Origin of the sequence: Nocardioides sp. Root1257, assembly GCF_001425175.1 — a bacterium.
GTDB lineage: Bacteria > Actinomycetota > Actinomycetes > Propionibacteriales > Nocardioidaceae > Nocardioides.
On record NZ_LMDV01000009.1, the window covers coordinates 704042 to 728103 of the forward strand.

Consider the following 24062-nt stretch of genomic DNA (forward strand, 5'->3'; position numbering starts at 1 on the left):
CCTCAAGCACTGGTGGGCAGCGCGTCGATCAGGTCGACGAGCCGCTCGGAGCTCGCGGACCTGGAGCAGTTCTGCTGCACCCATGCCGTTCCGCGGTCCGCCTGGGACTGCATGCCCTGCCGATCGTCGAGCACGCCCTTGAGGCGGTCGTAGATCCGCCAGTACGGCGTCACCACCCACGCCGCCTCGGCGCCCTCGGGCAGCGAGGGCTCGATGGCCGGGTCCGCGGAGGTGAGGAGGACCGTGTTGGCGGCCATCGCCTCGACGCCGAAGACACCGGGGACGAACGAGTAGAACTCGTTGAGGACGATGTGCGCCCGCTCGAGCAGTGCGATGACCTCGGCGTTGGGTCGCTGGGTCAGCTCGACGTACTCGAACTCGTGGCCGTCCGCGCGCAGCGCCTTGATCGCGGCGTGCACCAGGGGCGTCCCCTTGATGATCGGCGACGAGGGGGCGTGCACGATCAACGGCGGCCCGGAGAGGTCGGCCCACTTGTCGGGGCGCCGGCCGATCAGCTCGTCGGGGTAGAAGTAGAGGCACGGCTCGGTCGGGCGCTCGAGGTAGGACATCTGGTCGACCGGTGCGTTGAAGATGAGGTCGGCGTTGCGGTCGGCGGCGGACGCCAACGCGCGCCGGTGACGCTCCGCTGCGTCCGAGGCGGTGCCGGGCGCCACCTGGGACTGGTAGGTCGTGATGACGTCCATGTCGTGTGCCTCGCCGAAGGCGTTGAGCAGGGCCTGGGAGCGGATCTCCGAGCCGGCGAAGTAGCAGACCACCGTCCGGCCGATCGAGCGCAGGAAGCTCAGCTCCCGCTCCCGCCCGTCCAGGGCGGACACCAGGAAGCCCTGTCCCCCGATGTAGATGAAGGTCTGGTGGCGCGCCGCCAGCCGGCCCAGCACCCACGGCCCGGCGACGAGCCGGCGCAGCTTGCGTCCCACGCTCCACCGACCCGCGACGTCGAGCTGGATGTCGTACTGGTGGTCGTAGAACGGGTGGCGGGCGAGGTTGACCGTCACCGCGCCGGGGAGCGAGGCCCCCACCGACTTCAGCAGCCCTGCGACCTCAGCCATCCCGACGACGTGGCCGTCGACCTCGCGGGCTCGGTGCGCACGGCGGTGCACCTGGTAGCTGACGCGCAGCACCGCGCGCTGGGCCGCCGCGACACCGGCGAGGAGCACTCCCGAGGAAGAGCGCTCAGTCACGGACGACCTCGTGCGGCACCGTGTACTTCATGTAGAAGCTCCACGGTACGAGGTCCGCCTTGGCCATCAGGTAGAAGAAGGGCCGCATCCGCTCGAAGGTCTTCTTGTACGTGGGGAAGTCGTCGTAGTACGCCTTCGGGAGGGTCATCAGCCGCTCGAAGTCGGCGTCACTGAGGGACAGCCGCTTCTTGAAGTAGTCCAGGAGCCCCTCCTCCAGGAGGGGAGGCTCCGACATCAGTCGCTGGCCCTCCTCGCGCGTCATCCGACCGTCGCGGATGTGGGCGGAGTACCCGACGATCCGGAAGTCCGACTTCCACCGGCGCGGCGCGAAGTAGCTGTGGTAGAACGCGGCGGTCCGGTTCTCCAGGTGGTGCCCGCCGTACCACGTCCAGCCGTACTCCTCGGTGAGCAGCTTCATCGCTGCTTCCTTGTCGTACTCGAGGTGGTACAGCGGTCGCACGGACTTGACGCGGTTGACGAGCATCCAGCGCAGCTGCCGGTGCAGCCACAGGTTGGGGAAGCTCTTCGCGCTCCGGGTGCCGTACTTCTTGTGGACGCTCTTGATGTAGCGCGCATCCATGTAGACCAGCCCCATCGGAGCCGACCCCTCCGTGCGGAAGGAGTGTCCGTCGATGCGGTACTTCACCTTGAACTTGGCGGCGGCGATCCCCATGGTCGCGGCCAGCCCGATGTCCGTCGGGCAGTCGATGTCACGCACGCCCGCCTTCAGGAACGACAGGTAGAGGTCGTCGAACTCGTTGGCGTTGACGACCTCCGTGAACAGGTCGATGCCCAGCTTCGTCGTGACCTTGTGGATGTTCTCCGTGGCCGTGCGGGTGTTCCACGTGTTGTCGAAGTGGACGGCGAGCAACCGGAGCCCGTAGTGCTGGGACATGAGGTGCATCAGGTACGACGAGTCGCACCCGCCGGAGACCCCGATCACGGCGTCGTACTTGCGGCCCTTGCCGTCCTCCTTCATCTGCGCGACGAGCTCGTCGAGGTGCCGCTGGCCGCGCTCGTCGTTGGGGTAGCGCTCCTCCATGTCGTCGATCTGGTGGCAGTAGTTGCACACGCCCGCCTCGTCGAACGAGATGTTCGGGATGGTCGAGTCGTAGATGCAGCGGCTGCACACCTGCAGGTCGTCGGTCACGGGAGGAAATCTTTCAGCTGGGAGACACTCGGGAAGTTCACCAGGACGCCCATACCACGGGCCTGGAACACGGCAAGGCTACCTACCGCGACTGCTGAGGCGTGCCCCTCCCTCACCACCTGGCCGATGTCCTCGAGGCTGCCGGCGCCTCCCATGGCGATGACCGGACAGCGCATGCGCTCGGCGACCAGTGAGACCAGGTCGACGTCGAAGCCGCCCCAGGTGCCCTCGCGGTCGATGTTGTTGACCAGGACCTCACCCACCTTGAGGTCGGCCAGCTGATCGAGCACCGCTCCGAGCGGTCGACCGACCTTGCGGGTCCCGCGATGGGTGTAGACGGTGTAGGCCCCGCCGAAGCGCGCCTTCCGCACGTCGATCGTCGCGACGACGCTCTGCGAGCCGTAGCGGGCAACGGCCTCCGAGACGACGCTCGGCTGCTCGAAGAGCAGGGAGCTGACCGACACCTTCTCGACGCCGGAGTAGAAGAGCCGCTCGAAGTCACTGATGGTGCGCACGCCTCCGCCGTAGCAGATCGGCATGAAGCACTCCGACACGATGCTCTCGACGAGCTCGAACTGCACCGGGTGCCGGTTCATGGTCGCGCCGACGTCCAGCAGGACGAGCTCGTCGACCTCCATCTCGTTGAAGATGCGGGCCGTGTTGATGGGGTCGCCGATGTAGCGACTGCCCTTGAACTTCTCGGTCTTCACCAACCCCCTGTCGAGGAGCAGCAGGGCAGGCATCACGCGGGTCCTGAGCACGGGTCACACACCCAGGAACTGGCTGAGTAGGTGCATGCCGAAGCGGTGGCTCTTCTCGGGGTGGAACTGCACGCCCCAGACGTTGTCCCGGCGCACACCGCACGCGAAGTCGTAGCCGTAGTGCGCCTGCATGATGGTGTGCTCCGATGCGATGTCAGCGGCGTGATAGCTGTGCGCGAAGTAGAACCGGCGCTCGGCGTCATCTCCCGGCGAGAGCTCGTTGGGCTGCGCATCGGTGACCACGTTCCAGCCCATGTGGGGGATGCGGGGCGTCTCGCCGGGCACGCCCGCGAAGTCGAAGTGCGCCACCCGGCCCGGGATCAGGCCCAGTCCGGGGAGATCCCCTTCCTCGGACTTCTCCAGCAGCAGCTGCATGCCGAGACAGACACCGAGCACGGGCCTGCGTTCGACGGTCGCCACGTGGACCAGCGCCTCACGCCACCCGGCCTGCTCGAGCCGGGCTGCCGCGTGGTCCCAGTGCCCCACTCCCGGAAGCATCACCTTCGTCGCCCCCGCCAGCTCGTCGACGCTCGACGCGACCGAGGGGCGCGCGTGGAGGAGACGCAGCATGTTGAGGATCGACCCGATGTTGCCGACTCCGAGGTCGACGACGGTCACCGCTCTGGAGTCGTCGGTCGACGACTCCCTGTCCATCCCTGGCTGCGACAACGACACGACCTCCTCGCCGAACGACCGAGTATATGTACTGACCTGCCCGTCACCGGCTTCTGCCCGGCCCTGCAGGGTGGTCACTCATCGCCGGTCGGTGGCGACGGCTCCTCGCGCCGTAGGGCGGACCCGAGGCCGGTCCTCAGCTCGCGGAGCGGCGCCATGCCGGAGGCCATCAGGCCGAGGACGAAGACCACCAGCAGCCCCAGCTTCGCCGCATCCTTCGGCAGCTCGGCGAGTCCGCTGTCGTCGAGCGCGTACGCCGCCCCGCTGACGGCGAGGAAGATCCCGACCCCGCGCGCCAGCGCCGGGAAGTCGAGCGGGACGGGGTAGTGGCGCTGGCTCGCGACCGCCCAGAGGACGAAGAACACCAGCGCCGCGGACAGGCTCGCCACGGCGGCACCCAGGGCGCCCAGGACGGGGATCAGGGCGAAGTTCGCGGCGAGGGTGACGCAGGCTGCGGCGACGGTCACGGCGAGCTGCTGACCCGTCTTCATGGCGAGCGCCATGCCCGGGAAGAAGATGTAGAGCTGGTTGACCGTCATGGCGAGAGCGAGCACGGGCACCAGGTGCGCCGCCTCGGCGTACACGGGCGGGGCGAGCAGCGCCACCAGGGGCTCGGCCGCGAGGTGGAGCGACAGGCAGACGCCGAGGAGGACGGCGAGCGCCCACCGGAAGATCTTGGCCAGGCTCGCCGGGGTCTGCGGCTCCGTGTAGTGGGCGAAGATCAGCGGCATGACGGCCATCTGGAGGCCGGCCACGAAGATGGTGATGACCGACGCCAAGCGCGCGGCGACGCCGAAGACGCCGACGTCGTGCAGCGAGGTGAGGATCGTCAGCGCGATCCGGTCGAAGTAGAGCGTGAGCGTCACCGACAGGCTGGCCGGGACCAGTGGCCACGAGTACGCCAGCATGCGGCGGAGCAGCGACCCGCTCAGGACCCAGCGGACGCTGTGCCGCGCCATCACGACGGCAACGAGGGAGAAGAGCGCGCCGCTCGCCGCCTGGCCCACGAGGACGCCGAACACGCCGCGCTCGAGCCCGAGCGCGATCCACGCCGCGACGCCGATCGTCGTCACGGCGTAGCACGTGGTCAGGATCGTGTACGTCGTGCTCTTGAGCTCCCAGCGGAACTGGCTCAGGAACATGCCGGCCAGGGCGTTCATCGACATCGAGACGATGCCGATCCGCGTGACGTCGGTGAGGTCGCTGCTGCCCAGGACGTGCTCGGCGATCCACGGGGCGGCCGGCATGGTGACGGCCACGAACACGCCGTACACCAGCAGCGAGAACAGCCAGGTGGTGCCGGTGAGCCGTCGCTGCTCCTCCGGCGACACGTCCACGCGCAGCCGGACCATGCCCTGGAGGACCTCGAGGCAGATCACGACGTTGACCATCGGACCCAGGGTCGTGATCAGGTCGAGGACGCCGTAGTCGCTGGGGGCGAAGGCGTGGGTGTAGATCGGCAGCAGGAGGAAGCCGAGGCCCTTGGTCAGGATCGTCGGAAGCATGTAGACCGCCGAGTGCCTGATCATCGACCGGACGACGGTGCCGCCGGGGGCGGCATCCGTCGAGGGGGGCACGGTGCTCGGTGCCTCCGGAGCGGTCTCGGGCGTCGGCTGCTGCCGACCTGCCTGGTTCACCGTGAGCGGGACTCTCGGACGGACTCGCTCAGGGCCTGGGCGATCCGGTCGAGGTCGCCGTCGGTCAGGAAGGTGTGGAGCGGCAGCGTCAGGGCCTGGCGGTGCGCCTGCGTGGCGTTCGGGAACTGCTCGGCCCGGGTGCCGTAGGTGGACGCGAAGAAGGGCTGCAGGTGCATGCCGTAGGTGCCGAGGGTCGTCTCGATCTCGCGACGTGCCATGGCGTCGATGACGGCGTCCCGGTCGACGGCGGGATCCAGCGTGACGACGTAGGACTGGTAGGTGTGCGTCAGCCCCTCCGGCACCCGGGGCGGCTCGACGTCCGGAACCGTCTCGAGCCGGGCCGTCAGCTGGTCGGCCAGGCGGCGCCGGTCCCGCAGGATGTCGTCGAGGCGACCCATCTGGACGACGCCGATCGCCGACAGGACGTCGCTCAGCCGGTAGTTGAAGCCGGCGTCCACGAAGGACAGGTAGCGCTCACCGCGGACGCTGCCGTGGGTGCGGAGCACGGCGGCCCGGGCGGCCAGCTCGGCGTCGGAGGTGGTGATCATGCCGCCCTCGCCCGTGGTGATCACCTTGCGTGGGTGGAAGGAGAAGACTCCGGCGTCGCCCAGGGCGCCGACGGCGCGGCCGCGGTACGTCGCGCCGAGAGCGCACGCCGCGTCCTCCAGGACGGGGACCCCGGCGGAGCGGGCCACCTCGCAGATCGGGTCCATGTCGGCACAGAGGCCGAAGGCGTGGACGGGCATGATCGCCTTCGTGCGCGGGGTGATCGCGTCCGCGCAGGCGCCGGGCAGCAGGTTGAACGTCGCGGCGTCGATGTCCGCGAAGACGGGGACCGCCCCGAGCTGGACCACGACGTTCGCCGTGGCCGGGAAGCTGAACGCCGGCAGGACGACCTCGTCGCCCGCCCCGACGCCCATGGCCTTCAGCGCCAGGTGCAGGCCGGTCGTGGCGGAGCTGGTCGCGAAGGCGTGGTCGGTGCCGACACGGCCCTTGACCAGCTCCTCGAACCTGACGGTCACCGGGCCCTGGGTGAGGTTGCCGGTGCCGAGCACGGCGGCGATCGCGTCGACCTCCTCCTGCCCGGTGACCGGGATGGCCAGCCTCATGACAGGAGGGCCCGGTAGTACTCCACCGTCTCCTTGAGGCTCTGGTCGCTCACCGGCTCGATGGTGATGCCCACCAGGTCCTGGAGCTTGCGCGGGTCCGCGATATGCCTCCGGACGTCGCCCGGCCGGGGGTCGGTGTGGACGATCGGGTGGTCGGGAGCATCGAGCAGGAGGAGCAGCCGCCGCACCAGGTCGTTCATCGACGTCTCCACCCCGGACGCGAGGTTCAGCACCTGGCGGTGGGCGCGCGGCTCGTCGTACACCTTCACGACTGCGTCGGCGGTGTGGGGCGCGAAGATGATGTCGCGCGTCTGCTCGCCGTCGCCGTAGATCTCGATCGGCTCCCCGCTCAGCACCTTGCGGACCACGATCGGGATGATGCCCGCGTAGCTGCCGAGGTTCTGCCGAGGGCCGACGTTGTTGAAGGGCCGCAGGACCGTCGCGTCGATGCCGAACGTCTCCACGTAGGAGTGGATGATGTGGTCGCCGGCGGACTTGCTGGCGGCGTACGGCGTGATCGCGTCGTGCGGGTGGTCCTCGTCCATGGGGGAGTACCGGGCGGAGCCGTAGGCCTCCGAGCTGGAGATGTGGACGAGCCGCTCGATCATCTCGCGGCGGGCGATCTCGCAGAACGTCGTGACGATGCCGACGTTGGTCGTGACCGTCCAGCTCGGGTAGTCGAGGGACGTGGGCAGCGGGACCACGGCGAAGTCGAAGACGACCTCGACGTCGTGGGTGGTGACGACGTCCTGCATGGCGGCGAGGTCGGCCGCGTCCAGGCGGATCACCTCGATGTCGGGCCGCACCTCCAGGGCGTCCTGCAGGTTGCGCATCGAGCCCAGGAAGAAGTTGTCGACCACCGTCACCCGCGACGGCTCTTCACGGATCAGCCGATCCACGAAGTGGCTGCCGATGAAGCCGGCGCCTCCGGTCACGAGGACGGACTTGTCAGTCAGGTTCATCAGGCTTCTCCGTGTGCTTGTACTAGGTCCGGCGTCGGCGCGTCTCCGCGCGGTCGGCCGCTGCTCGGGCAGTGGGTCGGCGTCATGTCGTCGAGACCCCCAGCTGGATGAACGTGGTGCCGCTCCAGCGGCTGGGATCGAGGACCCGCCGGCCGTCGACGACCACCCGGACCCCGGGGAACCCGGCGGAGTCGAGGTCGGCGTACGCCCGGTGGTCGGCCTGGACCACGACGGCGTCCACCGGGGACTGGCCGTCCCAGGGGTCCAGGCCCAGCTTGCGGAGCTCGTCGGCCGAGAAGAGCGGGTCCTGGACCAGGGGGACGGCGCCGCGCTTGATGAGGGCGTCGACCGTGTCGAAGACCCCGGAGACCGCCGTCTCCTTCACCCCGCCGCGGTACGCCGCGCCCAGCACGACGACGCGCGCGTCGGTCAGGTCGCCGTACGCCTGGGCGAGGAGGCCGATCGTGTGCTCGGGCATCGTCGCGTTGAACTCGCGTGCGGTCCGGACGATCGAGGCGTCCGGGTCGGTGGAGAGGTAGAGCCTCGGGTAGACGGGGATGCAGTGCCCGCCCACGGCGATGCCGGGCCGGTGGATGTGGCTGTAGGGCTGGCTGTTGGCGGCCTCGATGACGCGGTGGATGTCGATCCCCGCACTCTCCGCGAACACGGCGAACTGGTTCGCGAGGCCGATGTTCACGTCGCGGTAGGTCGTCTCGGCCAGCTTGGCGAGCTCGGCGGCCTCGGGAGCGCCCAGGTCCCACACGCCGTTGGCGCGGGCCAGGTCGGACCGCTCGTCGAACTCCAGGACGGACTCGTAGAAGTCGCGGGCGACCCGGGCACCCTCCTCGCCGAGGGCGCCGATCAGCTTGGGGTACTTGCGCAGGTCGGCGAAGACGCGCCCGGTGAGCACCCGCTCGGGCGAGTAGACGAGGTGGAAGTCGCGACCTTGCACGAGCCCGCTGCCGGTCTCGAGAGCGGGCAGCCACCGGGTCCGGGTGGTCCCGACCGGCAACGTGGTCTCGTAGATGACCAGGGTGTCCGAGGTCAGGTGGCGGCCGATGTCGCTCGTCGCCGAGTCCATCGCCACGAAGTTGGGTCGGCCCTCGCCGTCCACGAGGAGCGGGACCACGACCACGACGGCGTCCGCCTCCGGGATCGCCGCGGCGTAGTCGGTGGTGGCGACCAGTGCGCCCGTCGGGACCAAGCGGGCCAGGTGCTCGGCCAGGTGCGCCTCGCCGGGGAAGGGCTCCTGCCCCGCGTTGATGAGTGCGACGACGTCGGCGTTCACGTCGACGCCGACGACCTGGTGGCCGCGGTCGGCGTACTGGGCAGCGAGCGGCAGGCCGATCTTGCCCATGCCGATGACGGCGATCCTCATGCCAGCACCTCGCTGACCTCGACCGTGCGTCCCTCCTGCGCGGAGCGGAGGCAGGCGTCGGCGACGGCGACGGTGCGGAGGCCCTCGCGCATCGTCACGACCTTGTCGGACACGCCCAGCACGGCGTCGCGGAAGTGCTCGTGCTGCACCCGCAGCGGCTCCGGCTTCGGGATCGCGAACCGGGTGCTGTTGCCCTCGGTGACGCCGCGGAACGTCGCGACCTGGTCCCACTCGGTGCGGATCAGGCCGTTCTCGTGGAAGGTGAGGTCGCCGGTGAGGGTGTCGGCGACGAATGCGCCCCGCTCACCGGTCACCACGGTCACCCGCTCCTTGAGCGGGGAGAGCCAGTTGACGAGGTGGCTGACGACGGTGCCGTCCTCCATCTGGGCGGTGACCGAGATCAGGTCCTCGTGCATGCGGCCGGACTTGTGGGCGCTGTGGGCCGAGACGCTGCGGTACTGCGAGCGGATCACCCAGGCGGTCAGGTCGATGTCGTGGGTGGCCAGGTCCTTCACGACCCCCACGTCGGCGATGCGGTGGGGGAACGGGCCCTGCCGGCGGGTCGCGACCTGGTAGATCTCGCCGAGGTCGCCGTGGTCCAGACGCTCCCGCAGCGCGAGCAGCGCGGGGTTGCAGCGCTCGATGTGACCGACGGCGTTGACCAGCCCGGCACCCTCGAAGGCGTCGACGAGCTGCTGGGACTCGTGGGCGTCGGTGGCGAGGGGCTTCTCGATCAGGGTCGGGATCCCGGCCGCGGCGAGCTCGAGGCCGGCGCTCAGGTGGAAGCCCGTGGGCGTGGCCACGACGGCCATGTCGATGCCGCGCTCGACCATCTCGGTCACCGTGTCGACGACCGGGGTGGCACCGGCGGCCCGGTGCGGGTCACCGGCGGGGTCGGCGATCGCGACCAGTCGGGCCCCGTCGAGCGAGGACAGGACGCGGGCGTGGTTGCGCCCCATCATCCCGATCCCGACCAGGCCGACGCGCAGGGTCTCGCTCATCAGCTGCCCGCCTTCGCCAGCGCGTTGACGGCCGTCACGATGCGGTCCAGGTCGTCGTCGCTCAGGGACGGGTGCACCGGGAGCGACAGGCACTCCCGGGCCGCGGCCTCGGTCGCCGGAAGGTCGACCGCCGCCTGGAACGGGGCGAGGCGGTGGTTCGGGACGGGGTAGAACATGCCCGAGCCGACGGCGTACTCGTCCTTGAGGGCCGCCGCGAAGCGGTCCCGGTCCTCGGCCACCCGCACGGTGTACTGGTGGTAGACGTGCACGGCGCCGTCGGTCACCGGAGGTGTCGTCACGCCGTCCAGGCGGGCGGAGAGGTACGCCGCGTTCGACCGGCGCCGGTCGGTCCAGGCATCGACCTTCGTGAGCTGCACCCGGCCGATGGCCGCGTGGATGTCCGTCATCCGGTTGTTGAGGCCGACGACCTCGTTCTCGTACTGGCGCTGCATGCCCTGGTTCCGGTAGAGCCGCATCAGTCGCTCGAGCTCCGGGTCCGCCACCGACACCATGCCGCCCTCGCCGGAGGTCATGTTCTTGGTCGGGTAGAGGGAGAACATCGCGAAGTCGCCGAACGCACCGACGGGCGTCCCGTCGAGCGAGGCGCCGTGCGCCTGCGCGGCGTCCTCGAAGATGCGCAGCCCGTGGGCCTCGGCGACGCGGCGCAGGCCGTGCATGTCGGCGGGGTGGCCGTAGAGGTGCACCGGCATGATCGCGACGGTGCGCGGGGTGATGGCGGCCTCGACGCTGGCGGGGTCGAGGCAGAAGCTGTCGGGGTCGATGTCGGCGAAGACGGGGGTCGCGCCGGTCAGTGCCACCGAGTTGGCGGTCGCCGCGAAGGTGAAGGACGGGACGATGACCTCGTCGCCGGCCTTGACGCCCGCAGCGAGCAGCCCGAGGTGCAGGCCCGAGGTCCCCGAGTTCACCGCGACGCAGGCGCGCCCCAGACCGAAGTGCTCCGCGAACTCCTGCTCGAAGGCCGCGACCTCCGGCCCCTGCGCGAGCATGCCGCTGCGCATGACGCGATCCACGGCGGCGCGCTCCTCGTCACCGATGATCGGCTTCGCGGGCGGGATGAAGTCACTCATGGTCATCAACCTTCCTGGACGGTCAGCCGACTGTCGGACACGCGGTACTTCTCCTGCGTGTCGGGACAGGTCAGCAGCCCCGTGCCGTCGTCCTCGAGCCGCCGTCCGGTGCGGCCGACCCAGCCGATCTGTCGCGCCGGCACCCCGGCGACGAGCGCGTGGTCGGGCACGTCCTTCGTCACGACCGAACCGGCCGCGACGAGCGCCCAGGCGCCGATGCGGACCGGGGCGACGCACACGGATCGCGCACCGATCGAGGCGCCGTCACCGATGACGACGCCGACCGGCTCCCAGTCGGCGGCCGACTTGACGGACCCGTCCGGGTTGACCGCGCGGGGGTAGGTGTCGTTGGTGAGCACGACGGCCGGGCCGATGAAGACGCCGTCGCCGAGCTCGGCGGGCTCGTAGACCAGCGCGTAGTTCTGGACCTTGCAGCTGTCGCCCATGCGGACGCCGGTGCCGATGTAGGCGCCCCGGCCGATGACGCAGTCCCGTCCCAGGCTCGCGCCCTCCCGCACCTGAGCCAGGTGCCAGACGGACGACCCGTCACCGATGACCGCACCCTGGTCGACGTCGGCCGACCCGAGAATCTTCACTGGCATGCGAGCACTTTCCACGTGTCTGGTCGGCGCGCAATCAGCCGAGATGGTATCGAAGAGGTCGTCTTCGGATGCACGTGCCGCTTCACAGGGTCGTGAGGCTACTCGATGCAGGTCGCGCGGCCGAAAGGCGGGCGCGCCCGCGCGTGGGACAGACGTGTTCCGTCGAACCGGTTGCCGTCCCCGGGGACGGGGGCGAGGATGCGGCCGTGAACCGCGCCCGAGCAGTCATCCTTGCCCTCGCCGTCGCCCTGGCGCTCGGCACCCTGTCTCCCTCGACCGCTGACGCGGGCACCGCCGACCGTCCGGCACCCCGCGCGCAGTCCGGGCTCTCCCGGCTGCACGCCACGACGGGGGCTCGTCCCGGGATCTTCGACGAGCACGGCGCCCGGGTGCTGCTCAGCTCGGTCAACGTGATCGGCCTCGGCGAGTACTACCAGGCCAACCCCGACTTCGTCCCCACCGTCCCGCTGCGGCGTGCGGACTTCGCGGCGATCGCCCGGCGCGGCTTCAACTCCGTCCGGTTGGTGCTGAGCTGGTCCGCGCTCGAGCCCACCCCGGGCGCGTACGACGAGGCGTACGTCGCGAAGATCAAGAAGGCCGTACGGCGAGCCGCGGCGTACGGCCTCTACGTGGTGCTCGACATGCACCAGGACGCCTGGGGCATCGCGGTCGACACCCGCGACGGCGAGGTCTGCCCCACCGGGACCCACCCCGCCGTCGGCTGGGACGGCGCTCCGGAGTGGGCGACGATCACCGACGGTGCGACGACCTGCCGCAACGGCGAGCGCGAGACCGCACCGGCCGTCATGCACGCCTGGGACCACTTCTACGCCGACACCGACGGCATCCAGACCCACCTGGTGCGCACCTGGCAGCGGCTGGCCCGCGACTTCGCGACGAGCCCGACGGTCGCCGGCTACGACCTGCTCAACGAGCCGGGCTTCGGCACGAGGGCCGGCGCCGACGTCGGCGGGCTGGGCCGGTTCTACGGCCGGACGATCGCGGCGATCCGGAAGGCCGAGCGGCGGGCCGGCGGCTTCGACCACATCGTGTTCTTCGAGCCGGGGGTGCTCTGGTCGGCGCTCGGCTCGACGGAGACTCCCCGGCGCTTCACCCGGGACCCCAACATCGTCTTCGCGCCGCACATCTACGCCGAGGGCATCTCCTACAACAGCATCGAGAGCGGCTTCGCCTCGGCGGCCGCCACCGCGGCGCGGTACGGCGTCACCGTGTGGGTCGGCGAGTGGGGCTTCTTCTCCAGCGACCCCGAGGACGACGCGGACAAGCTCGACCGCTACACCGACGCCCTCGACCAGTACGGGTGGGGCGGCGCCTGGTGGGTGTGGAAGCAGGCGTGCGGCAACCCGCACGTCATCAACAGCCCGGGCGGCATGCCGAACCCGATCTCGCAGAGCCTGGTCCGCTACACCTGCCCGGACGAGACCGCGCACGCGCCCGCGCCGGCGTACGCCGAGCCACTGTCCCGGCCGCTGCCGCGGGCCGTCCCGGGCCGGATCACGAAGCTGAGGTCCGACGGGCGTCGCGGGACGCTGGTGCTCGCCGGCGCGTACACCGCCACCGCCGACCGGTGCGCGCTGCGGGTCTTCGTGCCGAAGGCGTGGGCGGGCAAGCGGGTCCGCGTGCAGGGGATCGACCGACTCCGTCGCCACCGTCAGCACGGCAACGTCGTGCTGAGCGGGTGCGTCCAGGATCGGTTCCGCCTGCGCCTGGGGTGACGCGACGCAACTAGAGTCGGACCATGACGACCACGACCTCTGCCCGGGAAGCCATCGCGGCCATCCAGGGGCACGAGGCGTGGGCGATCATCCGACGCTCCACCCGGGCCGGGGACCGGCCGACGGTCGGTGTCGTCGGCGGCCGGCGCAGCGTCGTGGAGTCGATCCTCGACATCCCCCTCGCCGAGGGCGTGCCCCAGGCGGGCCACATCGCCGACCGGCTGGTCGCCATCCCGTTCCGCCAGGTCCAGGAGCGCGGCTTCGCGGCCCACGACGACGGCACGCCGCTCGTCGTCGTCGACGTGGAGACCGAGCTCGAGTTCTCCGTCGCCGAGGTCGTCGACGCGATCGACGACACCGGCCTGGAGTTCTCCGACCGGGGGGGCTTCGAGACCGGCGACGAGGAGTACGGCAAGCTCGTCGAGTCGATCATCCACGACGAGATCGGGCAGGGCGAGGGCGCCAACCTGGTGATCGGCCGCCACTACCGCGCGGCCGTCTCCGACTGGGGCGCCGACAAGGCGCTCACCGTCTTCAAGCGGCTGCTCGAGCGCGAGCGCGGCTCGTACTGGACCTACGTCTTCTTCACCGGCGACCGCTTCCTCATCGGCGCGAGCCCCGAGCGGCACGTGTCGATCCACGGCGGCGACGTCCGGATGAACCCGATCAGCGGCACCTTCCGGCTGCCCCGCGACCCGGGCCCGGGCCTCAAGGGCGAGCTCCTCGACTTCCTCGCCGACGAGAAGGAGGTCTTCGAGCTCTTCATGGTGGTCGACGAGGAGCTCAAGATGATGTGCGACATCTGCAACGAGGGCGGCCAGGTGCTCGGCCCGTTCCTCAAGCCGATGAGCCGCCTCGTGCACACGGAGTACCTCCTCGCCGGGCGCACCGCGCGCGACCCCCGCGAGGTGCTGCGCGACACCATGTACGCCGCCACGGTGACCGGATCGCCGGTCGAGAACGCGTGTCGCCTCATCAAGGAGTACGAGTCGGTGGGCCGCGGCTACTACGGGGCCGCGCTCGCGATCCTCGGTCGCGACGAGGAGGGCGGCCCGGTCGTCGACAGCCCGATCGTGATCCGCACCGCCGACGTCGGCCTCGACGGCCGGCTGACGGTCACCGCCGGCGCGACCCTGGTGCGCGACTCGGACCCGGCGTACGAGGTGGCGGAGACGCACGCGAAGGCCGGCGGCATCCTCAGCGCGTTCGGGCTGGTGCCGCCCGCTCCCACGCCCAGCGTCGACGTCGCCGAGCTGGTCAACGACGAGGACGTGCTGCTCGCCCTCAACGCGCGCAACCGCCGGCTCTCGAGCTTCTGGCTGACCGACCAGGGCGGGGCCGCGCCGGACGCGCGGCTGGCCGGGAAGTCGGTCGTCATCCTCGACGGCGAGGACGACTTCGTGAACATGCTGCGCCACGTGCTCGGCGTCTTCGGGATGACCAGCGAGGTGGTGCGCCACGAGGAGTACGCCGCCGGCGTGCTCGACGGCTACGACCTGGTGATCGTCGGTCCCGGTCCGGGCGACCCGCGCGACGGCGACGACCCGAAGATGGCGCACCTCCGTGCAGCGGTGGCCGAGCTGATGGCCGCCGAGCGACCGTTCCTGGCGGTCTGCCTCGGCCACCAGGCCCTCTGCCACCACCTCGGCATCCCGCTCGCCTACAAGGACATCGTCTTCCAGGGCACGCAGTCGCCGGTGAGCATCGACGGCCGCACCGAGCGGGTCGGGTTCTACAACACCTTCGTCGGGCGCCTCGGGGCCGAGGGGGCGCCGGAGGGCGTCGAGGCGGAGGCCGACCCCCAGACCGGTGACATCCACCTGGTGCGCGGCCCGCACTACCGCGGCATCCAGTTCCACGCCGAGTCGATCCTGACCGAGCACGGCTTCGACCTGCTGCACACGCTGGTGCGCGACCTTCTGGTCGAACCCCGCGACAACCCGTCAGCAGGGCGGTAGTCTTCGCCGTACGGCGTGCCGTTCATGGGCCCGGTGAAGACTGCCCCCCAGCTTCATCGGGCCCTCCGTACGTCCTCAGTAGGTTGAGCCCGTGACCGCCCCGGAGCTCGACGTGGTCGTGGTCGACCACCACGACTCCTACACCTGGAACCTCGTGCACCTGGTGGCCTCGGTGACGGGGGTGCTGCCGACCGTCGTCCAGCACGACGAGGTGTCCGCCGACGAGGTGCTGGCGTTCAGCCACGTGGTGCTCTCGCCCGGGCCGGGGCACCCTGCGGACCCGGCCGACTTCGCGGTCGGGGACGAGGTGCTGCGCCGTGCGGCACGACCGGTGCTCGGGGTCTGCCTCGGCATGCAGGGCCTGGTGACGACGTACGGCGGCGAGGTCGGACGGATCGAGCCGGCGCACGGCGAGGTGGCGGCGGTCGAGCACGACGGCCGAGGCGTCTTCGCCGGCCTGCCGTCGCCGCTGACCGCGGTGCGCTACCACTCGCTCGCCGCGCTGGTCGTGCCCGACTGCCTCGAGGTGTCCGCGACCGTCGGTGACGTGGTCATGGGCGTGCGGCACCGCGACCTCCCGTTGGAGGGGGTCCAGTTCCACCCGGAGTCGATCCTCTCGGAGCACGGCGCCCGCCTGGTCGCCAACTTCCTGGGGCCGGCATGAGCTCGCCGGTCGAGGCGTTCCGCTCCGTCGCCGCGGCGCACGAGCGCTGCTTCTGGCTCGACGGCGGCGGCGCGCGGGAGTGGTCCGGCCGCCGCTCGCTCGTCGGCTGGCTCGAGCCCGACGACGTCTCCCTGACGTACGACGCGGCCACCCGCCTCGTGACCCGGCACGCCGGCGGCCGGGCGGAGGTCGTCGGGCACGACGTGTTCGCCGTGCTGGAGGCCGAGCTCGGGTCCGGGTCGTCGTCCGACCAGTGGTTCGGCTACCTCGGCTACGCCTGCCGGCCCGACCTGCCCGCCTCGGTGGGATCGGGCCTGCCGGACGCCGTGTGGATGCGACCGAGCCACGTGCGGCTCTTCGACCACGAGACGTCGGAGGTTTCGAGACAGGCGCCAGAGCGCCTTCCTCAACCACCGACGTCGCCTCCCCCCACCTACGCCGCCGCCTTCGAGCGGGTCCAGGAGCAGCTGCGCGCGGGCAACACCTACGAGGTGAACCTGACCTTCCGGGCGGAGGTGGCGAGCGACCTCGACCCGGTGACGGCGTACCTGCGGCTGCGCGAGCTCAACCCCGCGCCGTACGCCGGGTTCGTGCAGCACGACGTGCCGGGGGCGCGGGCCTGGCTGCTCAGCTCCAGCCCGGAGCGCTACGCGCTGGTCGGCGCCGACCGCAGCCTGGAGACCAAGCCGATCAAGGGCACCACCCCGCGCGGCGACACTCCCGACGAGGACGAGCGGCAGCGCGTCCGGCTCGCGACCGACCCGAAGATGCGGGCCGAGAACCTGATGATCGTCGACCTGCTCCGCAACGACCTCTCCCTGGTCTGCGAGCCGGGCACGGTCGAGGTGCCGACCCTCATGGAGGTCGAGACCTACGAGTCCGTGCACCAGCTGGTCAGCACGGTGCGCGGCCGGCTGCGCCCGGAGGTCACCACCGTGCAGGCGCTGCGCGCGCTCTTCCCCGCCGGATCGATGACCGGTGCGCCCAAGCTGCGCACCATGCAGGTCGTCGAGGACGTCGAGGAGACCCCGCGCGGCCCGTACGCCGGGGCGTTCGGCTGGATCAGCGCCGACGGCCGGGCCGACCTCGGGGTGGTGATCCGCAGCCTGATGACGGCGGGCGACGGCCGCTACCTGCTCGGCACCGGCGGCGGCATCACCGTGCGCTCGGACGTGGGCGAGGAGTGGGCCGAGGCGCAGTGGAAGGCGGACCGGCTGCGGCGCGTGTTCGACACCTCCTCGCCCGGGCGTCATGACGCCGCAACACGACGGGTCTAACCTCGAAGGCATGGAGAACCCGCACGTCATCGTGCTCTTCGGCGCCACGGGAGACCTGTCGCGTCGCAAGCTGCTGCCCGGCATGCTGCGGCTGTGGGAGGCCGGCCTGCTCGACGACTCCCGGATCGTCGGCACCTCGCTCGAGGACATCGACACCGAGACCTTCGTCAAGATCGCCCGTACGTCGTGCGACGAGTTCGGCCACCGCGCGGTGTCGGAGGAGCGATGGGCGCCGTTCGCGGAGCTGCTGCGCTACGTCCCGCAGTCGGCCGGCCCGGAAGCGCTCGCCGCCGCGGTCCGCGAGGCCGAGCAGGAGGTCAGCGAGCCCGGTCGCGAGGTCAACTTCCTGCACTACCTGAGCGTCCCGCCCAAGGCGGCCCTCGACGTGGTCCGCCAGCTCGACGAGGCGCACCTGGTCGAGCGCTCCCGGATCATCATGGAGAAGCCGTTCGGCACCGACCTGAAGTCGGCGAGGAAGCTCAACGCCCGCCTGCACCAGGTCTTCGACGAGAGCCAGATCTTCCGGATCGACCACTTCCTCGGCAAGGAGGCGGCGCAGAACATCCTGGCGTTCCGCTTCGCCAACGGCCTCTTCGAGCCGATCTGGAACCGCAACTTCATCGACCACGTGCAGATCGACGTGCCCGAGACGCTGGGCCTCGAGGACCGCACCAAGTTCTACGAGACCACCGGCGCGTACCGCGACATGGTCGTCACCCACCTGATGCAGGTGCTCGCCTTCATGGCGATGGAGCCGCCGACGTCGCTGGCGCCGGGACCGATCAGCGACGAGAAGCTCAAGGTCTTCCGCTCGATGCGGCCGCTCGAGCCGCACAACGTCGTCCGCGGTCAGTACAGCGGCTACCGGCAGCACCACGACACCGCCGACGACTCCGACACCGAGACCTTCGTCGCGCTCAAGGTCGAGATCGACAACTGGCGCTGGGCCGGGGTGCCGTTCTTCCTGCGCACCGGCAAGAAGCTCGCGGAGGGCGCGCGGATCATCTCGATCGCGTTCAAGGAGCCGCCGCTGACGATGTTCCCGTCCGGGTCGAACGCCGGCACCCAGGGGCCCGACCACCTCACCTTCGACCTGGCCGACCAGTCGAAGATGTCCCTGTCGTTCTACGGCAAGCGCCCCGGGCCGGGCATGAAGCTCGAGAAGCTCTCGATGCAGTTCGCGACCCACGACACCAGCTCGTCGGCCGCGGTGCTCGAGGCGTACGAGCGGCTCATCCACGACGCGATCCGCGGCGACCACACGCTGTTCACGACCGCCGACGGCATCGAGACGCTGTGGGAGAAGTCGACGCCGCTGATCGAGAACCCGCCGCCGGTGCGGGCCTACTCGCCCGGCAGCTGGGGCCCCAACGCGATCCACCAGCTGATCGCGCCGCACGCGTGGCGGCTGCCCTTCGAGCGCTCCTGGCGCGACCCGAACGCGACCGGCGTCTAGTCACACCCGGGTCGCGCGCCGCTCGCCGTCGTCGGAGTACTCGACGCCGCCCATGTCGACGGTGCGCTGCGCGTTGGCCAGGGCCGCGACCGTGACCGTGCCCAGGGCGCCGGCGCGGTCGAACACCGCGGTCGTGCCCGACGCGATGCCGTCCTGCTCGACCCGGTCGGTCGCGAGCAGCCCGATCTCGACGCCGACCGGCGTACGCGCCAGGGTCAGCGCGATGTCGGTGTTGATGTACTCCACCCCGTTCGTGCCCCAGTTGGTCACCATGCTGGCGCCGTCGGCGGCGGACGCGACGGCCTGGAACGGCGAGAGCGGCTCGTCCGGCACGACCGGGATCGCGCTGCTCCAGGATGCCTTCCGGTCGCCGTTCTGGTGCTCTGTGAAGTTCTGCGACCACGGCGACGAGGACCGCAGGAAGGGCACCCGCGGCTCGTCGGTCTCGGGTGCGACGTCGAGCGGCGGCGGCGTCGGCCGCTCGTCGGGCTGCCAGACCTCGCCGGGAGCCGTGGCCGACGGCTTCAGGAACGTCGCCGACGCCCGGGCCACCCGGACCTCGCCCTGGGTCAGGGTCACGTCGACGAGGCAGATCCGGGAGCCCTCCCGGACCACGGTCGTCTCGAACGTGCACGGCTGCATCCGCGCCGCCTTGAAGAGGTCCACCACCCACCGGGCCGGCCGGAGGTCGGTGCGTCCGGTCGCGGCCAGGCACTGCTCGGCCGCCCGGGCCAGCGCCCCGCTCACGGCCACGCCGTGCAGCTGGTCGTCGCTCCACATGCTGCACGCGAGCGGCGTCGGGACGAGGTCGTCCCCGTCGTGGGTGAAGAAGGAGATCTCGTCGGTCACCGGCCCATTCTCGGGATAGTCCCTGACGTTTTCGCCCTCTTCCGGTGTGAGATCGGACCAAATCGTCAGGGACTACCCCTGCGGCGTGGTGGGTGCCTTCGCGGCGAGGGTGGCGAGGAGGGCCTTCGTGCCGGCGACGACCTGGTCCTCGTCGTACGGCGCGACCTGGGCGGCGTTGACGCTCTGCACGAGGCCCTCGGTCTGGACGAAGCCGGTGACCAGGACGCCGCTCTTCTCCGCCCGCACGACCAGGCGCGCCGCGTCGGCGCCGGCGACGTCGATCGGCTCCAGCTGCGCACCGGAGGCCCCCATCGCGTCGAGGGCCGCGTCGAGGCCGCCGTCGAACCACAGGTAGTTCACGTCGTACGCCGGTCCGCCCGTGCGCGCCGGGGTGAACGTGCAGCGCGGGGAGGTCAGCGTGCCGTCCAGCTCCTTCACGCCGGAGCCGACCAGGCGTCCGACCGAGGCCGCGGTGAGGTCGTCGCACGGGCTCCAGGCGACGTTCGCCGCCGCGGACTCCGCCGCGCTCGGTGTGCCGGAGCCGTCGGAGGAGGAGCAGCCCGCGAGGCCGCCGAGCGCGAGCGCGAGGGCGGCCAGGGCGGCGGCCCTCACGCCGGCGTCCAGGTCGGCACCGGAGCGGACGCGCCGGGCAGCCACAGCACGAGGCGGGCGCCGCCGCCCGGGGCGTCGTCCGCGGTGACGGTGCCCGAGTGCCGCTCGGCGACCTGGCGGACGATGGAGAGGCCGAGGCCGGAGCCGGACATGCCGCGCGACTCCTGGGAGCGGTAGAAGCGGTCGAAGACGTGCGGCCGGTCGGCGGGCGCGATGCCGGGTCCCTGGTCGTCGACCGTGAGCGTGCCGTCGGCGAGACGCACGGTGACCGTGCCGTCCTCGGGGCTCCACTTGGCGGCGTTGTCGAGCAGGTTGGTCACCGCGCGCTCCAGGCCGGCGCCCTCGCCGATGACGTACCAGGGAGCCAGCTCCACGTCGAAGGAGAGACCGGGCGCGCGGCGGCGCACCCGCGCGACCACCCGGTCGACGAGCTCGGGCAGGTCGACGGGCTCCACCACGTGGGTGAGCGGCTCGTCGCGCGCCAGCTCGACCAGGTCGCCGATCAGCGTGGTGAGCTCCTCGATCTGGGCGTGCACGTCCTCGAGCAGCTCGGCGCGGGCCGCCGGCGGCAGCCCGACGCCCTCGGCGTCGACCTGGCTGAGCAGGTCGAGGTTGGTGCGCAGCGAGGTGAGGGGCGTCCGCAGCTCGTGACCGGCGTCGGCGACCAGCTGGCGCTGACGGTCGCGGGACGCGGCGAGTGCGAGGAGCATCTGGTTGAACGCCGTGGCCAGGCGGGCCAGCTCGTCGTCGCCCTCCACCGGCAGCGGCCGCAGGTCCTCGGTCCGGGCGATGTGCTCGGCGGCGTCGGTGAGGCGGCGTACGGGGCGCAGGCCGTTGCGGGCCACACCCCAGCCGGCGATGCCGGCGCCGATGACGCCGGCGAGGCCGAAGAGCCCCATCACGACACCGAGCTTGCGGAGCACCGACTCCTGCGAGTCCAGCGACTGCACGATGATCATGGTCCGGCCCTCGCCGCGGTCCATCGCCACCACGCGGAAGCGGCCGCCCTTGCTGCCCGTGATGGTGCGCACCGACTTGCTGGTGGTGCCGTTGGCCACGTCGAGCTCGGGGTCGCCGAGCCGGACCGCCGAGAGGCCGAGGTCGGAGACCCCGCCCAGGACGGCGCTCGACGTGATGCAGACCGCGGCCGAGCTGGAGGCGCCGAGGTAGCCGTCCGGCATCCGCACCCCCGGCTCGCACAAGGCGGTCGAGGCGCTCTGTGCGCGGTGCACGAGGTCGTCGTCGAGGGTGGCCTGCAGCTGCATCCGCACGGTGACGTAGGCGCCGAGGGCCATCAGCGCGACCGTCGCGCCTGCGGCCAAGGTCGTGAGGATGGTGACCCGGGAGGCGAGCGACCTGCGGTAGTGCCAGCGGCCGTCCACGCCCGAGGAGGGGAGAACGGTCACGATTCCTTCAGGACGTAGCCGACACCGCGCACGGTGTGGATCAGCCGGGCCTCGCCCTCGGCCTCGGTCTTGCGGCGCAGGTAGCCGACGTAGACCTCGAGCGAGTTGGCGGTCGTCGGGAAGTCGTAGCCCCAGACCTCCTCGAGGATGAAGGAGCGCTCGAGCACCCGGCGCGGCCGGCGCAGGAACATCTCCAGGAGCGTGAACTCGGTGCGCGTCAGCTCGATCTGCCGCTCGCCGCGCTTCACCTCGCGGGTGGCGATGTCCATCGTGAGGTCGGAGAAGCCGATGGTCTCGTCGAGGTCGTCCTCGCGGGGTACGGCGCGGCGCAGCAGCGCCCGCAGCCGCGCGAGCAGCTCCTGCAGCGCGAACGGCTTCGTCAGGTAGTCGTCGGCCCCGGCGTCCAGGCCCTCGACCCGGTCGCCGACGGCGTCGCGTGCGGTGAGCACCAGGATCGGCAGGTCGTTGCCCGCCTTGCGCAGCGCCTTGGTCGCCTCGAGGCCGTCGAGGCGCGGCATCATCACGTCCATCACGACCACGTCGGGGTCGGTCGCGGCGATGCCGGCGAGCGCCTCGGCCCCGTCGGAGGCGAGCGAGACGTCGTACCCGTTGAACTCGAGCGAGCGCCGCAGCGACTCACGGACGGCCTTGTCGTCGTCGACGACGAGGACGCGGGGCTTGGTGACGGGGGTGCTGCTCACGAGATCACTCTGCCAGCCGTGTCTGAGCCGGCACTGAGAACGGACAGCTCAGACATAGGTGGACGCGGCCTGGGCGGCGCGGGCGGCGTACCCGCCGCCGAAGTGGCAGGCGTGCACCAGCAGCGGGAAGATCTGGTGCAGCGCGGCGCGGTCCTGCCAGCCGTCGGCGAGCGGCGCGACCTCGTCGTAGGCGTCGAGGACGCGCGGCAGGTGGGGCAGCCCGAAGAGCGCGAGCATCGCCAGGTCGACCTCGCGGTGCCCGCCGTACGCCGCCGGGTCGATCAGCCAGACCCGGCCGTCGAGCCCCCACAGCACGTTGCCGTTCCAGAGGTCGCCGTGCAGGCGGGCCGGTGGCTCGTCGGGCACCAGGTCGGGCAGCCGCGCGACGACGGCCTCGATGGTGGCGGCGTCGCGGTCGTCGACGGCGCCGCGGTCGCGGGCGAGCTTGAGGTAGGGCAGCACCCGGCGTACGGCGTAGAACTCGGCCCAGGTCTCGGTCGGCCGGTTGGGCAGCGGCAGCCTGCCGATGTAGCCGTCGCGCTCGAGGCCGAACCGGTCGGCGCCCGCCGCGTGCGTCGCCGCGAGCTCGCGCCCGAACGCGGCGGCGGCGTCGACCGACTGCTTGCCGGGCTCGATCCAGCGGATGATCAGGCACTCGTGGTCGGCGCCGAGGACCTCGGGCACCTGCGCGCCACCCGCGGCGGCGGGCTGCCCCAGCCACCGCAGCCCCTCGGCCTCGTCGGTGAAGAAGTCCTCCGGGGCGTGGGGGAGCGTCTTCATCAGCGCCGTGGTGCCGTCGCTGAGCCGCAGCCGGGTCGAGGTCGCGATGTCGCCACCGGCCACCGGAGCGGTCGCGATCACCGGCGTCCCGAGGAGCTCCTCGGCACGTCGCGCGACCAGCGGCTGGCGGGTCACGACACCCAGGGCCGTTCGTGGAGCAGCGCGTCGACGATCGCGGACGCCGTCCGTTCGACCATCGTGAGCACCTCCTCGAAGCCGTCGTCCCCACCGTAGTACGGGTCGGGTACGTCGCTCCCCCCTTTGGCGGTAGAGCCCGTGGGGTCGAAGTCGCGGAACTTGCGCACCCGGTCGGTCCGACCGCCGACGTCGGCGAGGTTGTCGTCGTCCATGACGAGCACGAGGTCGACCTCCGCGGCGGGGTCGTACTGGCGAGCGCGGTGGCGCGTCGCGTCGTACCCGGCTGCGGTCAGCGCGGCCGCAGCACGGCGATCCATCGGCGCCCCGACGTGCCAGCCGCCGGTGCCCGAGCTCGACACCTCGACCAGGTCGGCGAGCCCGGCGTCGGCCAGCCGCTCCTCGAGGACGACGTGCGCCGTCGGCGAGCGGCAGATGTTGCCCAGGCAGACGAGCTCGATCCGGTACCGGTCCGGGGAGCGCGCGCCGGGCAGCACCCGTCAGTAGTCCTGGACGACGGCCGCCTGCGGCTTGCCGAAGATCAGCTGCACGATCCAGGTCACGATGGTGATGACCAGGGCGCCGCCGATCGTCGTCCAGAACCCGTCGACGGTGAAGTCGACGCCGAACAGGCCGACCAGCCACTCCGCGAAGCTGAGCATCAGCGCGTTGGTCAGTAGCAGGAAGAGACCGAGCGTCACGATGATGAACGGGATCGACAGGAAGTTGATGATCGGGCGCACGAACGAGTTGATGATGCCGACGACCAGCGCCACGAAGAGCAGCGGCCACAGCTTGTCGGACCAGTCCTGCGACGCGGTGTCGGCCGCGGTGCCGAAGTAGATGCCGTCGAAGATCGCGGCCGCCGCGGCGACGGCGATGGCGTTGGTGGCGAGCCACCCGAAGAACCTGAGGAATCCCAC

23 protein-coding genes are annotated in these 24062 nt (G+C 71.1%); 5 read left to right on the forward strand and 18 right to left on the reverse strand.

The window, feature by feature from the left end; all coding sequences use genetic code 11:
* Nucleotides 1-2: 2 nt before the first annotated feature.
* The 11 genes from ASC77_RS17465 to ASC77_RS17515 all read right to left on the reverse strand — a co-directional run bounded on the left by ASC77_RS17465 (nt 3) and on the right by ASC77_RS17515 (nt 11565).
* Complete coding sequence (locus ASC77_RS17465) at nt 3-1202, reverse strand: glycosyltransferase (RefSeq protein ID WP_156391153.1); 1200 nt, start codon at nt 1200-1202, stop codon at nt 3-5.
* Nucleotides 1195-2352, reverse strand: a complete 1158-nt coding sequence (locus ASC77_RS17470) for an N-acetyl sugar amidotransferase (protein ID WP_056155844.1) — start codon at nt 2350-2352, stop codon at nt 1195-1197. Before ASC77_RS17470 ends, ASC77_RS17465 begins: the two co-directional genes overlap by 8 nt.
* Complete coding sequence (locus tag ASC77_RS17475) at nt 2349-3095, reverse strand: HisA/HisF-related TIM barrel protein (RefSeq protein WP_200945017.1); 747 nt, start codon at nt 3093-3095, stop codon at nt 2349-2351. Before ASC77_RS17475 ends, ASC77_RS17470 begins: the two co-directional genes overlap by 4 nt.
* Nucleotides 3096-3116: 21 nt before the next feature.
* The gene (gene hisH / locus ASC77_RS17480; protein WP_056155848.1) at nt 3117-3866 is read right to left on the reverse strand and encodes an imidazole glycerol phosphate synthase subunit HisH; all 750 of its coding nucleotides are present in this window, start codon (nt 3864-3866) and stop codon (nt 3117-3119) included.
* Nucleotides 3863-5365: a lipopolysaccharide biosynthesis protein gene (locus ASC77_RS17485; protein ID WP_156391154.1), complete on the reverse strand. Its 1503-nt coding sequence runs from the start codon at nt 5363-5365 to the stop codon at nt 3863-3865. The genes hisH and ASC77_RS17485 overlap by 4 nt, the downstream gene beginning before the upstream one ends.
* A 56-nt stretch (nt 5366-5421) precedes the next feature.
* Nucleotides 5422-6534: a DegT/DnrJ/EryC1/StrS family aminotransferase gene (locus ASC77_RS17490; RefSeq protein ID WP_056155857.1), complete on the reverse strand. Its 1113-nt coding sequence runs from the start codon at nt 6532-6534 to the stop codon at nt 5422-5424.
* Nucleotides 6531-7496 carry a dTDP-glucose 4,6-dehydratase gene (locus tag ASC77_RS17495; protein WP_056155860.1) on the reverse strand — a complete coding sequence of 322 codons (966 nt, stop codon included), beginning with the start codon at nt 7494-7496 and terminating at the stop codon, nt 6531-6533. The genes ASC77_RS17490 and ASC77_RS17495 overlap by 4 nt, the downstream gene beginning before the upstream one ends.
* A gap of 82 nt (nt 7497-7578) precedes the next feature.
* Complete coding sequence (locus ASC77_RS17500; protein ID WP_056155862.1) at nt 7579-8874, reverse strand: nucleotide sugar dehydrogenase; 1296 nt, start codon at nt 8872-8874, stop codon at nt 7579-7581.
* Nucleotides 8871-9875 carry a Gfo/Idh/MocA family protein gene (locus tag ASC77_RS17505; protein ID WP_056155864.1) on the reverse strand — a complete coding sequence of 335 codons (1005 nt, stop codon included), beginning with the start codon at nt 9873-9875 and terminating at the stop codon, nt 8871-8873. Before ASC77_RS17505 ends, ASC77_RS17500 begins: the two co-directional genes overlap by 4 nt.
* The gene (locus ASC77_RS17510) at nt 9875-10969 is read right to left on the reverse strand and encodes a DegT/DnrJ/EryC1/StrS family aminotransferase (RefSeq protein ID WP_200945018.1); all 1095 of its coding nucleotides are present in this window, start codon (nt 10967-10969) and stop codon (nt 9875-9877) included. The genes ASC77_RS17505 and ASC77_RS17510 overlap by 1 nt, the downstream gene beginning before the upstream one ends.
* Nucleotides 10969-11565, reverse strand: a complete 597-nt coding sequence (locus tag ASC77_RS17515; protein ID WP_056155867.1) for an acyltransferase — start codon at nt 11563-11565, stop codon at nt 10969-10971. Before ASC77_RS17515 ends, ASC77_RS17510 begins: the two co-directional genes overlap by 1 nt.
* A 206-nt stretch (nt 11566-11771) precedes the next feature.
* Here ASC77_RS17515 and ASC77_RS17520 point away from each other — a divergent pair, with 206 nt between their 5' ends.
* The 5 genes from ASC77_RS17520 to zwf all read left to right on the forward strand — a co-directional run bounded on the left by ASC77_RS17520 (nt 11772) and on the right by zwf (nt 18656).
* Nucleotides 11772-13301 (forward strand): glycoside hydrolase family 5 protein, encoded by a 1530-nt coding sequence (locus ASC77_RS17520; RefSeq protein ID WP_056155871.1) that lies wholly within the window; start codon nt 11772-11774, stop codon nt 13299-13301.
* Between the two features lie 23 nt (nt 13302-13324).
* A complete protein-coding gene (locus ASC77_RS17525; RefSeq protein ID WP_056155874.1) occupies nt 13325-15259 on the forward strand; it encodes an anthranilate synthase family protein in 1935 nt (644 codons plus the stop codon).
* 91 nt (nt 15260-15350) lie between these two features.
* Nucleotides 15351-15923 (forward strand): anthranilate synthase component II, encoded by a 573-nt coding sequence (locus tag ASC77_RS17530; protein ID WP_056155876.1) that lies wholly within the window; start codon nt 15351-15353, stop codon nt 15921-15923.
* Nucleotides 15920-17200: an anthranilate synthase component I family protein gene (locus ASC77_RS17535; RefSeq protein ID WP_056155880.1), complete on the forward strand. Its 1281-nt coding sequence runs from the start codon at nt 15920-15922 to the stop codon at nt 17198-17200. Before ASC77_RS17530 ends, ASC77_RS17535 begins: the two co-directional genes overlap by 4 nt.
* 10 nt (nt 17201-17210) lie before the next feature.
* Entirely contained in the window at nt 17211-18656 is a 1446-nt protein-coding gene (zwf, locus tag ASC77_RS17540) for a glucose-6-phosphate dehydrogenase (protein WP_056155884.1), read from the forward strand.
* On the opposite strand, the gene ASC77_RS17545 is transcribed toward zwf, so the two are convergent.
* The 7 genes from ASC77_RS17545 to ASC77_RS17575 all read right to left on the reverse strand — a co-directional run bounded on the left by ASC77_RS17545 (nt 18657) and on the right by ASC77_RS17575 (nt 24062).
* Entirely contained in the window at nt 18657-19505 is an 849-nt protein-coding gene (locus ASC77_RS17545; protein ID WP_056155887.1) for a thioesterase family protein, read from the reverse strand.
* Between the two features lie 72 nt (nt 19506-19577).
* Nucleotides 19578-20162, reverse strand: coding sequence for a DUF3558 family protein (locus ASC77_RS17550; RefSeq protein WP_056155890.1), 585 nt, complete (start codon nt 20160-20162; stop codon nt 19578-19580).
* Nucleotides 20114-21523 (reverse strand): sensor histidine kinase, encoded by a 1410-nt coding sequence (locus ASC77_RS17555; RefSeq protein ID WP_056155892.1) that lies wholly within the window; start codon nt 21521-21523, stop codon nt 20114-20116. The genes ASC77_RS17550 and ASC77_RS17555 overlap by 49 nt, the downstream gene beginning before the upstream one ends.
* The gene (locus tag ASC77_RS17560; protein ID WP_056155894.1) at nt 21520-22224 is read right to left on the reverse strand and encodes a response regulator transcription factor; all 705 of its coding nucleotides are present in this window, start codon (nt 22222-22224) and stop codon (nt 21520-21522) included. The genes ASC77_RS17555 and ASC77_RS17560 overlap by 4 nt, the downstream gene beginning before the upstream one ends.
* A gap of 48 nt (nt 22225-22272) precedes the next feature.
* Complete coding sequence (locus tag ASC77_RS17565; protein ID WP_056155897.1) at nt 22273-23139, reverse strand: fructosamine kinase family protein; 867 nt, start codon at nt 23137-23139, stop codon at nt 22273-22275.
* On the reverse strand, nt 23136-23636 hold the full coding sequence (locus tag ASC77_RS17570) for a low molecular weight protein-tyrosine-phosphatase (RefSeq protein WP_056155900.1): 501 nt from the start codon (nt 23634-23636) through the stop codon (nt 23136-23138). The genes ASC77_RS17565 and ASC77_RS17570 overlap by 4 nt, the downstream gene beginning before the upstream one ends.
* A gap of 3 nt (nt 23637-23639) precedes the next feature.
* Nucleotides 23640-24062: a phage holin family protein gene (locus tag ASC77_RS17575; protein ID WP_056156578.1), complete on the reverse strand. Its 423-nt coding sequence runs from the start codon at nt 24060-24062 to the stop codon at nt 23640-23642.